Annotated in this window: 8 protein-coding genes; 2 read left to right on the forward strand and 6 right to left on the reverse strand. The window is 71.7% G+C overall.

The window, feature by feature from the left end; all coding sequences use genetic code 11:
* Positions 1 to 82 precede the first annotated feature (82 nt).
* On the reverse strand, positions 83 to 520 hold the full coding sequence (locus WMF11_RS37975; RefSeq protein ID WP_437904042.1) for a CBS domain-containing protein: 438 nt from the start codon (positions 518 to 520) through the stop codon (positions 83 to 85).
* 602 nt (positions 521 to 1,122) lie between these two features.
* Between WMF11_RS37975 and WMF11_RS37980 the strand changes: the two genes are divergently transcribed.
* Entirely contained in the window at positions 1,123 to 1,605 is a 483-nt protein-coding gene (locus WMF11_RS37980; RefSeq protein ID WP_437974256.1) for a hypothetical protein, read from the forward strand.
* Positions 1,606 to 1,757: 152 nt separating this feature from the next.
* Here WMF11_RS37980 and WMF11_RS37985 read toward each other — a convergent pair whose 3' ends face one another.
* Entirely contained in the window at positions 1,758 to 5,633 is a 3,876-nt protein-coding gene (locus WMF11_RS37985; protein WP_437974257.1) for a protein kinase domain-containing protein, read from the reverse strand.
* Positions 5,634 to 5,933: 300 nt separating this feature from the next.
* Positions 5,934 to 6,263: a DUF2934 domain-containing protein gene (locus WMF11_RS37990; protein WP_437904045.1), complete on the reverse strand. Its 330-nt coding sequence runs from the start codon at positions 6,261 to 6,263 to the stop codon at positions 5,934 to 5,936.
* A gap of 392 nt (positions 6,264 to 6,655) precedes the next feature.
* Here WMF11_RS37990 and WMF11_RS37995 point away from each other — a divergent pair, with 392 nt between their 5' ends.
* Entirely contained in the window at positions 6,656 to 7,750 is a 1,095-nt protein-coding gene (locus WMF11_RS37995; RefSeq protein WP_437974258.1) for a sigma 54-interacting transcriptional regulator, read from the forward strand.
* Here WMF11_RS37995 and WMF11_RS38000 read toward each other — a convergent pair.
* The 3 genes from WMF11_RS38000 to WMF11_RS38010 all read right to left on the reverse strand — a co-directional run bounded on the left by WMF11_RS38000 (position 7,747) and on the right by WMF11_RS38010 (position 11,710).
* Positions 7,747 to 9,141: a tyrosine-type recombinase/integrase gene (locus WMF11_RS38000; RefSeq protein WP_437979375.1), complete on the reverse strand. Its 1,395-nt coding sequence runs from the start codon at positions 9,139 to 9,141 to the stop codon at positions 7,747 to 7,749. The genes WMF11_RS37995 and WMF11_RS38000 overlap by 4 nt on opposite strands.
* Before the next feature lie 440 nt (positions 9,142 to 9,581).
* Entirely contained in the window at positions 9,582 to 10,103 is a 522-nt protein-coding gene (locus WMF11_RS38005) for a hypothetical protein (RefSeq protein ID WP_437974259.1), read from the reverse strand.
* A 545-nt stretch (positions 10,104 to 10,648) separates the two neighbouring features.
* A complete protein-coding gene (locus WMF11_RS38010) occupies positions 10,649 to 11,710 on the reverse strand; it encodes a hypothetical protein (protein ID WP_437974260.1) in 1,062 nt (353 codons plus the stop codon).

Raw genomic sequence — 11,710 nt, forward strand, 5'->3', positions numbered from 1 at the left:
CGTATCTTTTTTTCCGTCCGGGGCCATCCGGCGGGACGATGGAACAGGCAGCCCGGAGGAGAGGTGGCCGCCCGCCGGGCGCTCAGCTGTAGACCCCCTGCACGTACTCGGTCAGCATCTTGATCTCGGCCTCTTGCTCGCGGCTCACCCAGTGGACGAGGTCGCCGATCGAGATCATCCCGACCACCCGCCCGTCCTGGACCACGGGCAGGTGACGGCAGCGTCGCTCGGTCATGACCGCCATGGCCTGCCGCGCCGACGTGCTCAGCTCGACGCAGACGACGCCGCACGTCATCACCTCCGCGACGGGCGTGTCCGCCGGATCGCGTCGGGCCAGGATCACCCGCGTCATCACGTCCCGCTCGCTGATGATCCCGCTCGGGGACCCGTCGATGCTCACGAGCAGCGCGCCCACGCGCCGCACGCACATCGACTGCACAGCCTCGAAGACGGTTGCATCCGGCGAGATGGTGTAGACGTTCCGGCCCTTCCTGCTGAGGATTTCGCCAATGCTATCCATGGTCATCCCCTTCCTAAGGGGAATCATGACAAGAAAATCGCGCGTGCAGCGTGCTCATGCGCAATTATTTTGGCTGCTTTTCACCTGGACGTCTGGCTTCCCGCGCTTCACGGCCGGGCTCGTCCAGGCGTGGAGGCTGCGGCCGGCCTGAGGCGGCCGCCCTTTGTTGTGGAGCTTCGGAGTGACGTCCTCGAACGCGTCTCCGTGGAAGCAATCGCCACTCGCCGCAGGTCCGCGCGGCGCCGTACCTGGAGCGTCCACAGCCGATCGCACATCGCCTCGGCCTCGCGACGGCGGTCCCGCTGTCCGGGGATCCGTCCATCTTTGGAGTTGAGGCAGCGCGGGCGCGGAGAGGCGCCACGACCGCGATCCTTTCGCAGACGGTTGCGCGCAATGGCTTGCTCGATCGCGCAGGCTGCGCGCGCGGCTCTCGCGTCGAGCCGGCGGCGCCCCGCGCATCGCTCGGTGATACGGCGCCGGGCCGGCGGCGCGAGCGGCGGGCACAACGCGTGCTCCTGCTCGAGGAGTCCTGACGCCAACGGACACGCGTTTCGGACCTCGAAAAAAGAAAAAAAAAAACAACTCACATCTGCGGAGCATCGATGAAGTCGGCGACCTGTTTGAACCTGGCGTTCGTCATTGGCCTCACGCTCGCGTCGCGTTCGGCGTCCGCCGCTGGCATCGCCGCGGATGCGCCGGTTGGCGTCGTCGCCGTGCAAATGCGGACAGGCGGCGACGACAAGCGGGACGACAGCCGGGTCTGGATTCGCGTTAATCTCAAGAACGGCAACTCTTCGACCGAGGAGGCCTCCGGAGATCCCACCTGGAAAGACTGGTCTTGGGGAGCGTTTACGTACATTCAGCTTCCAGGAAGCACGAAGAGCAATGACATCGCGAGCGTCACCGTATTCTGGAGACACGGCGGGAACGGCTTCAACGGCGACAACTGGAATTTGCAGCAGTTGAACGTCTGGGCATTCGACAATGCCAACAACGAGTGGGTCGTCATGGGGAAACCGTCCGGGAACCCGCTCCAGCGATTCACCGGCAACGACGAGGAGTACACATGGGAATGGCATCCCTGACGCACGAGCCGAGCGAACCGGAGCACCGCAGCTGAGGCACCGCACGAGGAGGCCGATTGGTCTCGCGGCGCGCACGCACGCCTTGCGATCTCGCTCGTAGGCGACCCAATGGGACGCCTCCCCTCACCGCTCCGCCGCGCCCCCGCCTTCCCTCACCGGTCCACGCGGTCGAGCCACGCGCGCGCGTCCTTCTCCAGCAGCGGATCCCCGAGCCGCACCGACAGCTCCAAGAGATCCTCGAACTCCCGCCGCGCCAGCGCGTCATTGCGCGCGTTCTTCAGCAGCATCGCCGCCGCCCAGCGGCCCTGCAGCACGTCGTGCCAGTAGCCCTGCTCCTCCGCCCGCGCGATGAGCGCCTGCAGCCGCTCCCGCGCGTCCCCCGCCCCGGCCACCCCGTCCAGGTACGCGAGGTACATCCGGTTCGAGGCGGCCACCCGGTCGTACCCCGCCTCGTCCGCCCGCTCCAGCGACTCCGCGAAGAGCGACCGCGCCCGCTCGTGCTCGCCCAGCCGCACGCACGCGTAGCCCAGGTTGTGAAGGTTCACAATCCCGTCGAACCGCAGCCCGTGCGCCCGGTCCAGCGCGATCGCGCGCTCGCACGCCCCCGCCGCGGCCCGGAAATCCCCCGTGTAGAGCTCGATCGCCACGAGCAGCTTCGCCCGCACCGCCTCCGCGACCCGATCGCCCGGGGCGGCCGCCTCCCAGCGCGACAGCGCCTCCAGCGCCCCGGCCCTGTCGCCCGAGGTCGCCCGCGCCAGCGCGATCGACTGGAGCGCTCGCGGATCGTCCGTCGGCCCGAGCGCGGCGAGGTCGAGCGCGGCCCGCCGCGCGCGCGCGAGCTGCCCCTGAAGGCACGAGACCTCCACGTCGACCGTCAGCGCCTCCTGCAGGAGCTCGCGGCGCCCTACCGCCATCTCGACAACGTCGTCGAGCAGGTCGTGCGACAGCCGGAACAGGTTGGTCGCCCCGAGCGCGCGCGCGAGCTCGATGCGCAGCTTCACCCGGAGCTCCAGCGAGCCGACCGCATCGACGCGCCCAAGGATGCGGTCCGACGCCGCCGGCAGCGACGGCGCGCGGCGCGCGTGGCCGACCGCCTTCGAGAGGATCGCCACCCACCGGGCGAGCTCGTCGGGGTCGCGCCGCGCGACGTCCGAGAGCTCGAACGCCCGCGTCATCGCCGCGATCGCCGCGTCGAACTCGCCGCGGCGCACGCGGACCCCCGCCGCGCGCGCCAGGTGCCCCGCCGCGCCGTCCGCGTTCCCGAGCGAGAGCGCCCCGTCCACGGCGCGGCCGAGGTGGCAGTCGACGAGCGCGAGCACCGCCGGATCGTCCCCGCCCACGCGCTCCAGCCACTCGGCCGCGAGCCAGTGGCCGAGCGCCCGATCCGCGTCCGTCAACATCTCGTAGGCCGCGTCCCGCACGAGCGCGTGACGAAACGCGAACTCCGGCTCCCCGCGGAACATCGACTCCGGCCGCGGCTCGAGGAGCTCGCGCTTCTCGAGCGTCAAGAGCCACGACTCGAGCTGCGGCACCTGCCCGCCCCCGCCGAGCATCGCCTCCAGACCGCCCCGCCAGAACACCTCGCCCATCACCGCCCCGGCCCGGAGCACCCGGCGCGCCTCGGGCTCGAGCGCAGCGATCCGCGACTGCATCATCGCGAGCACCGTCTCCGGCACCTCCCCCGCCCGCCTGTCCGCCGTCGCGCGCACGAGCTCCTCGAGGAAGAACGCGTTCCCCGCCGACCGGTCGACGAGCGCCGCGAGCTCGGCCTCCGGCGGCGCGTCGCCGAGGACCTCCCGCACGATCCGCTCGCACGCGCGGCGCGACAGCTCCCCGAGCCGCATCTCCGTCGCCTCGCGATCCTCCCACAGGCCCGGGAACGCCTCGCGCACCCCGGGGCGCGCCAGCGCCAGCACCATGAGCGGCTGGTGCCGCAGGAACCGGAGCGCCGCGTCGAGCGTCTCCACCGTCGCGCGATCGCAGAAGTGCAGGTCGTCCAGCACGATCAGCACGGGCCGCGCGTCGCACTCGGCCCGCAGGAAATCGAGCCACGCGCGCCGCGCCTGCTCCTCCATCACCGCGCGGTCCTGCCGCGCCGCGCGCAGCGCCGGGCTCTCCGGGAAGGGCGTCCCGACCAGCTCGCCGAGCAGCTCCGTCACCCGCTCCCGCGAGGCCTCGCCGACGTGCCGCGCGACCCGCGCCGCGAGCTTCTCCCGCCGCGCCTCCGCGGGCTCGTCGTCGACCAGGCCCGCCGCGCGCCGCACCGTCTGCGCGAGCAGCCCGAGCGGCGCCGCGCCGCACATCGGATCGCCGTGCGCGCGCCACACCGTGACCGGCTCGCTGCGCGCCTCGACCCGCCGGAGCAGCTCGTGCGCGAGGCGCGACTTGCCGACGCCCGCCCCCGCCGTGACCAGCACCACGCGCGCCACCCCCTCTGTCGCGCACTCGTCGAGCACGTCCTCCAGCGCCCTGAGCTCCCGCTCGCGTCCCACGCACGTCGTGAGCTTGCCGAGCACCTTGCGCCCGCCGTCCTGCGGCTCGCGCGCGCCGAGCAGCGTGGGGCCCTGGCTGCCCGCCGCGATCTCGAAGCGATCGCCGAGCAGCGCGGCCGTCATCTGATCGATGAGCACCGGCCGGCCCGAGGACGGATCCTCCGCGGCGTGGCGGACCCGCGCGTCGAGCAGCGCGCCCGCGCGGTCGATGACCTGCCCCACCGCCTGCGTCCCGGCGATGACGTCCCAGCCCGTCGCCAGCGCCACCCACGCCCCGGGCAGGAGCGCGTGGATCGAGAGCGCGCAGCGGGCCGCCTTGCCGGCGAGATCGGTGGGCGAGCCCGCGCCGGCGACGACCGCGGCGACCGAGCCGTCGGCGAGCACCTCCAGGACCGCGCCGTGCGCCTGCGCGGCCTGCCGGACCTCGTGGAACGGCGTGGTCGGCGGCGGGGCGGGCCGGGGCCTCGCCGGCGGCGCCGGCGCGAGCAGGCCCTCGGGCAGCGCGTCCTTGCTGCCGGAGACGACGGTCGCGTGGTGCCCCGACAGCATCGTGTCGCTCGCCCGCTCGGGGCCCGCGATCGCCTGCGGGCGGGCCGACGGCGGGCCGCGCCTGCCGGCGCTCATCTCGGCGGCGAGCACGACGCTGACGAGCCGGCGCTCGCTCTTCGTCAGCGCGGGCGTCGGCAGGCCGTTGCCCGTGGACATGTTGCCCTCGACGACGCTCAGCATCCGGAGCTCGGCGGCGACCTCGCCCGCGTCCGCGGGGCGCTCCGCGGGGTTCTTGGCGAGCAGCCGGGCCACGAGCAGATCGAGCGACGGCGGGATGTTCGGGCAGAAGGTGCTCGGGCGCGGCGCGGCCTCGAAGAGCACCTTGGCGAGGACGGACAGCGGGTGCTGGGCGACGAACGGCGACCGTCCGGTGAGGCACTCGAACAGGAGGCACCCGATCGAGTAGAGGTCGGCGCGCGCGTCGACGTCGACGTCGCCGCGGACGCGCTCCGGCGCCATGTAGGCCGGCGTGCCGATCGCCGATCCGGTGAGGGTGAGCTCGTACGTCGCGTCGGCCTGGCGCGCGATGCCGAAGTCGATGAGCTTCGCGCTCCCGATGTCGCCGCCGGGCAGGAACACGTTGGTCGGCTTGAGGTCGCGGTGCACGATGCCGCGCGCGTGGACGGCGGCGAGCGCCTCGGCGACGCGGCCGACGAGCAGCAGGCTGTGCTCGATCCCGAGCGGCCCGCGCGACAGCCGCGCGCCGAGGTCCTCGCCCTCGAGCCACTCCATCGCGAGGTAGTAGAGGCCGTCCGCCGTGACGCCGTGGTCGATGTAGCGGGCGACGACGGGGTGCTCGAGCTCGGCGAGCAGGCGCGCCTCGCGCTGGAAGCGCACGACGTGCTCCCTGCCCTGGTTGAAGATCACCTTGAGCGCGACCGCCTGGCCGCTCTGCCGGTCGAGCGCCCGCCACACCGCGCCCATCCCGCCGGAGCCCGCGAGGCGTTCCAGCTGGAAGCGGTTGGCGAGGACGTGACCTGAATGCATGGCGCAAGTATCGGTGTGCAGGCCTCCGCGGTCCAGGCGGCCGGGGCGCGCGTGGATCGCGAACCGTGGGCCCACCGCCCACGCGGAGCGCGAGGATACTCATCTCGCGGCGCGGCTACGAGCCTCGAAGGCCGCGGGCGCAGCCGCCGGGCCGGCGGGAGCGGCGGGAGCGCGGCCGCGGCCCGCCCTCGCCGGCCGACGGGGCCGCTCACGCCCGCGCGAGCGCGCCTGTCGGGCTCGCAGGGGCGCGCTCGCAGGGGCACGCGGCCTCGCGCCGCCCGCGCCGCCGCGGCGGAGACCTCAGCTGGCGAGGCGCTCGAGCCGCGCGTCGACCTCGCGCTCGGCGTTCAGCCAGTCTTCAACGGGGTTGTTCCGGAAGCCGGCCCTCTCGGCATATCCATAGGCCAGCTTGGCGATCAGGCCGTGGCGCTCCTCGCGCGACAGCCGCGGGCGCGGAGGCGCGGCCTTCGGGGCGCCGGCGCTCGCGCGCTCGGCGGCGCGCTGCACGGCCGCAGAGGGCGTCTCGACGGCGGCGGGGGCAGAGACCGCGCTCTCGGGCTGCGCCGAGGCGACCGGGCTCGTGGCCCGGGTGGTCTTCGTGCGGGCCGGGGTCTTGCGCTTCGAGCTCATCTCGTCGTCTCTCCTTTCGGGTACACGGGTCGACTAACCCAGGTCCGCGCGTACGCACAAATTTTGAGCACGTAGTTTCTCGGCGCCCCCCCCCGCCGCCGGTCGGGATCTCCCTTCCAAGAGACCGTGATTCGCGGTAGAGTCGATGTCGCTGACCGGGTGAGATCACCCGGCATGTGTCAGCCATCATCCCTCGTTGTTCGTCGCCGCCTCGCGGCCGACGTTCATCCGCCATCGTCCATCTGTCGTTCCCACCGTTGTTCCCACCGTCGTTCCCGTTTTCGCTCACGGCGGCCCATCCCTGGTCGCCGCCTGCGCTGAGGACAGCTCGGTAATCCAGAAAACGGCAGGCGCGCCGCTCGCCGTCTGCCCACGAATCGAGGAGATGCGATGTGGAAGAAAGCGCGGCCCCTTCCCGGCGCACGGAACACCTCTGCTCGTCCGGCCGCGGGATGACGCGCGTCGTCTGGGTCGAGGACGACAGCGAGGTGCGGCTCATCGGCGCCTCGGAGCGCTGGGCGCGCGCGATGGAGCAGCTGCGCCGGCTGGCGGAGCACGAGCGCGCGCCGCTGCTCATCACGGGCGAGCCTGGCACGGGCAAGGAGCTCTGCGCGCGGCGCCTTCACGCGGCGAGCCCGCGCGCGGGCGGCCCCTTCGTCGCGGTGAGCGCGGCGCGGCTGCCGGCCGAGCGCCTCCGGGAGGAGCTCTTCGGCGTGGCGGCCGGGGCGGACGGGCGGTCCGCGGCGCGCCCCGGGCTGCTCGAGCTGGCGCGGGGGGGCACGCTGTTCCTCGACGAGATCGGCGCGCTCCCGCTCGAGCTCCAGCCGCGGCTCCTGGCCGTGCTCGACGGGGAGCCGCTCTGCCGCATCGGCGGCGGGGAGGCGCTGGTCGCGGACGTGCGGGTCATCGCCGCGACGAGCCAGGATCTCGCGGCGCGCGTCCTCGGGCGCTCGTTCCACGAGGCGCTCCACCGGCGCGTCGGTGGGCTCGCGCTCTCGCTCCCCCCGCTGCGCGAGCGCGACGGCGACGTGCGCAGGCTGGTCGAGCACTTCCTCCAGCGCCAGAGCGGCGCGACGGGGCTCGCGAGCGCCGGCGTCACCCCGCGCGCGCTCGCGCAGCTCGAGGCGTACCCCTGGCCGGGGAACGTCCGCGAGCTCCGGGGCGTCGTCGAGCGCGCGTTCCTCCGGGCCCACGGCGCGCCGCTCGATCTGGAGCACCTGCCGCCGGAGATCGGCGCGGCTGCGCGTCCGCCGGCGCCGCCGCGCTCGGGCCCGCCGGGCGCGCCGCGGTCGTCGCCGCCCGCGCGCGGCAGCGCGTCGCTCGGGGAGGCCGTGCGCCGCCACATCCTCGCGGTCTACGCGGCCCAGAACGGCAACGTGACCCGCACGGCGAGCGCGCTCGGGATCACGCGGGTCTCCCTCCGCCGGCACCTGCGCCAGTACCTCGCCGCGGACGCGCGCGACAAGGAGCCGCTGAGCGATCGCTAGGGCCGCGCGCCAGGAATCCCGCCAGGATTTCTGCGAGGACGGGGCGGGGGCGGACGAAATATCAATAATTCAATATATTCTGTCGGATTCGCGGTCGGGTCGCTCGCCGGTGTGGCCCAACGCGGGCCCAACGGGCCGCCTGCAGCCACCGGGGCGCCCGCTGCTGGCTGGCCGGCGTGGTCAACGACCGCGCCCGGCGCTCGGTGGTGCAGCGCGCGGACAAGGGACGCGCCGTTGCTCGGCGACGGCGAGCCCGCCTCCGGACTCGCGGACGTGGGATCACTTCCACCTAAACGGCCGCCCCTGCCGTTCAGCTCGGGGATCGCCTCGTCCAGAGGAGCGAAGTCCCCCAAGCCGAGCTCTGCGACCTTGCGCGCCGCGCGCTTGTAGTGGTGGATCTGACGGCTCGACTTATGCCCGGTCCGATCGGAGATCCACGTCTCCGTGCGGCCGTTCGCGAGCTTGATCGAGATGAAGATCGCACGGGTGTCGTGCAAGCGTATATTCAGCCGTGACTGCGTGGTCTCGAACAACTCGGGTCGATCGATGCCAGCACGGCGCAGGTGATTTCGAAAGTTGTGTGCCCCGCTGCGCCCCGGCAGGGGCCCGCTCGGCCCAATGAAGACACGCTCTTTCGGGGGACATATAGCCAAATAGGTCCGAAGCGCGCGCACGACGTCGGGTGAGAGTGCCCAGGCGCGAGGGTCATCCGTCTTGTTCTCGTCGAGCACCACGGCGCCGCGCTCGAGATCGAGGTCGGACGGCTCCAGCCTTCCGGCCTCGTCTGCCCGCATTCCCTCGCGAATCAGGAAGCCATAATAGATCCGATAGGACAGCGGAATATTCACCGCCGCCATGAGGCGCCTATCCTCATCGGGATAGAGGGAGCCTTTGGCCTTGCTGTCCTCCGCCTTGGGGATCCATCCACGCGGCAGCGGATTGCTGGCGATGATGCGCGCCGGATAGGTCGCGAGCGCGAGTATCCGATGAATGACCTTTGCGACTCCTTGACGCGAGGAGTCCTCAAGATGTCCTGGCAGCATGGAGATCGCTCGATCCGCATGATCGAGCGTCAAACGAGCGAGAGGAACGGGGCCGAGCACTCCGAGAACATGATTGAGCTTATGCCGGTATTGCTCCGGATGACGAAGCGCTTTCACATGCAGTGGGTATTGCTCGGAGAGCCTTCCAGAAACAACCAACTCGGCGAACTCAGCGAAGGTTGTTTCCCCGGACGCGCGAGCACGCGCTTCGCCCCTGCAGAGCTGCTCGATGGCAAGCCGGACGTCGCGGAGCGCGCTGCCCTCGCACGCAGCAGCCCGCTCCAGCAGCGGCAAGCCGAGAACGATCTGGCCGGCTGCGAGCAGGCGCCCGGCGAGGTCGGCCAGCACCTCCAAGCGCGCGTTGGCTTCCTGCTCGGTCCGGCACGTCGGCAAGCTGAACGTGGATCGACCGGCTTCGCCGACGCTAAGGCGCGCGGTCCACGTCTTCCCGCGCAGCCGGACGGACCCGGAGCCGTTGGCGCGCTTTTCTCCTGCTGCACTGCCAGAGGCGCGGGCGGTCAGCTTCGGGCGATCCGTCGTGCTCGCCGAACTCGGCGAGTCTGAGACAGGCACAGCTGCCTCCGCGGCCGGAGAGGGGCGCCCGCCAGAGCGGCTCGAACGCGAACGCCGATCGGTCGACGCCGGTGCAGGGGGGGGATGTGGTGGGGAATGAAGCCGAGCGCTTGGCGCGCGCCCGTCGCTGGGGTACGTCGGTCATGGATCGGTCTCCGGTGCTACGGGGGTCGATCAAGGGCCCGTCCGGCGTTCCACCGCCGAGCGGGCCCGCTCTACTTCGGCGGCAGCCTAGCACGGCGTGTTCCTCCGGGAGGAACGCTCGCCCGGTCGGGGGTCGGGCATGGGACAGATTCAAGGCCGACAGAGGCCAGCACCGCGGCAATCCGAGTGCGCTCATCCACCTCTGCATCACGGCGCGATGGAGGGTCACTGGCCAGCGCCTGGAGGTAGGCGACGAACGCTTCGCGCTGGACGAGGCGCAGCTTGCCAAGCCTCGTGACCGGCAGCGGGAAGCCCGGCCCGCGGATCGTGTCGAGGAAGACGCGTGCCGGGATCCCGGTGACCGACTCGACGTTCTTCTGCGAGAGCATCTCCGGCTGCGGCGCTGTGAGCGTGAGGCCGTCCAGCGGGATCGCGAGCGTCGCCGTTGCTGTGAGGGAATGGGCAAGCCCCCTCGGGGGGCACGATCCTCGGGCAGGCACGTCCGGGAATGTCCTCTCGACCACGCGCGTGCCGTTGTCCGCCTGACGAAGAGCAAGGGGTGCCGATACACGGGCGAGAGCCGCTCGTGTCATGATGTACCTCCATCCGTGTTGGGTTCGTTCGCAACCGTGACCGACGCCGCCGGAAGGGGCACGAAACGGTAGTTCTGCGCTCCCGGTAGTTCGCCGCGAACTACCGGGGTACGCGCCCGGAAAGAACATCAAGCGATGTCGCGGGGTTAAGTGTTTTTGGAAGCGCCGCTGAGGGGCCGAAAATCGGGGAAAACGAAGGGCGCGATTTGGTAGTTCTGCGCGCCCCCTCAGCGACGCGCGCGGAGGTGACACCGAGGGGGGCCAAGGTAGGCACACCGCGCAGAACGCAACCCACGCGCACCGGGCGAGCGGGTTCGGCCGGTCCGCCGTCGCCTCCGAAGCCCCACCCCGGTAGACGTAGCCGACCCGCACCGCCACCGGCTGCGCGCCTTCGAGGGGGCGCCCGGAGGCGTCCTTGCCGTCCCACGAGAGCGTCGGCTCGCAGGGGCAGGCGAATCGCTCCGCGAAGCGCCGGCCGGCGATCTCGACGACCAGGTCGATGCGCTCGAGCGAGGCGGGCACGCCGCGGCGGCTAGGCGGGATCGTTAGGGCATCAGGCCGAGCGCGAAGAGGGCATCCGACCAGAGCGGCCAGAGCGTGCGGTAGGGGTGGGTCGCCAGCAAGATGCCACCGTTCGGGAGGCGCCGGACGTGGAACCGGGCGTGATCCACCAGGAAGTACACGTGCTCGCCCGTCAATTCCACCCAGGTGAGGGACCCGCTGCCGCGGGTGAACTGCTCGCCGCGCGCCCTGGCCTGCACCGTCAGGTTGTGGATCTCCTCGGCGCGTGGCTCTGCGGCGCGCCACGCCTCGTCGGGCACATCGGCGGCGGCCACGAGCGCCTCGATCAGGGCGGAGCCCGGCATGGCCAGCGCCTTGAGGACGGTCTCGCGGGAGAGCGGGATCGAGCGCCCGCTCTTGTCCGTCGGAACCACGCGCGCCCCGGCCGGCGCGGCGTCGATACGCGCATGCAGCGCCTCCAGCGACATGCCCGCGATCAACGAGACCTTTTCTTTGTCGTGGAGGCTGACCCACGACAGGGCCAGATCGCGCGCGATGTTCCGGGCGTCCGCGTTGTACGTCGCGCACATCGAGACCGGCGCGAGCCAGGTCCACGCGCTCGTGCAGCCGCCGGTCGAGATGCGCCTGCTCGCGTCGGGCGCGCAGAGGCGGAGCAGCAGGTTCTCGAGGTCGTCCAGAACGATGTGCCACGTGAGCTCGGCTTCCGCATCCACGGAGCGCGGTCCGCTGCCCAGGGCGAGGTACAAATCCAGCGGGAGAATGTTCGCCACTGCTGCAGGGACCATGTGGATGGGGCCCATCGGCTTGAGACGTTCGCTCTTGCCGGTGAAGCAGCGATAGTGGCCATAGAATGAGCGCTGGTCGTCGAGCTCCATGGCGAAGTAGGTTTCGGCATCGGTGCGTCCGAAGTGGGCGCGGATCATCGCGACCGCCTCGTCCACGAAGTTCACGGTGCGATCCACGTCGGAGCCCATCGTCACGCTGATATACATCCCTGGGATGACGAGCGCCGGCAGCGCCGCCGCGAACGCGTCGACCCGCTCTGCCTCGTCACACCAGGCGAAGAAGTACGGCCCTGGTTTCAT

This window comes from Sorangium sp. So ce295, assembly GCF_051527405.1.
Lineage (GTDB): Bacteria > Myxococcota_A > Polyangia > Polyangiales > Polyangiaceae > Sorangium > Sorangium cellulosum_B.

Bases quoted from the DNA above. Each gene is read 5' to 3' on its own strand.
- WMF11_RS38005 (WP_437974259.1), bottom strand. From the start codon at position 10,103: ATGACACGAGCGGCTCTCGCCCGTGTATCGGCACCCCTTGCTCTTCGT.
- WMF11_RS37990 (WP_437904045.1), bottom strand. From the start codon at position 6,263: ATGAGCTCGAAGCGCAAGACCCCGGCCCGCACGAAGACCACCCGGGCC.
- WMF11_RS37980 (WP_437974256.1), top strand. From the start codon at position 1,123: ATGAAGTCGGCGACCTGTTTGAACCTGGCGTTCGTCATTGGCCTCACG.
- WMF11_RS38010 (WP_437974260.1), bottom strand. From the start codon at position 11,710: ATGAAACCAGGGCCGTACTTCTTCGCCTGGTGTGACGAGGCAGAGCGG.
- WMF11_RS37985 (WP_437974257.1), bottom strand. From the start codon at position 5,633: ATGCATTCAGGTCACGTCCTCGCCAACCGCTTCCAGCTGGAACGCCTC.
- WMF11_RS37975 (WP_437904042.1), bottom strand. From the start codon at position 520: ATGGATAGCATTGGCGAAATCCTCAGCAGGAAGGGCCGGAACGTCTAC.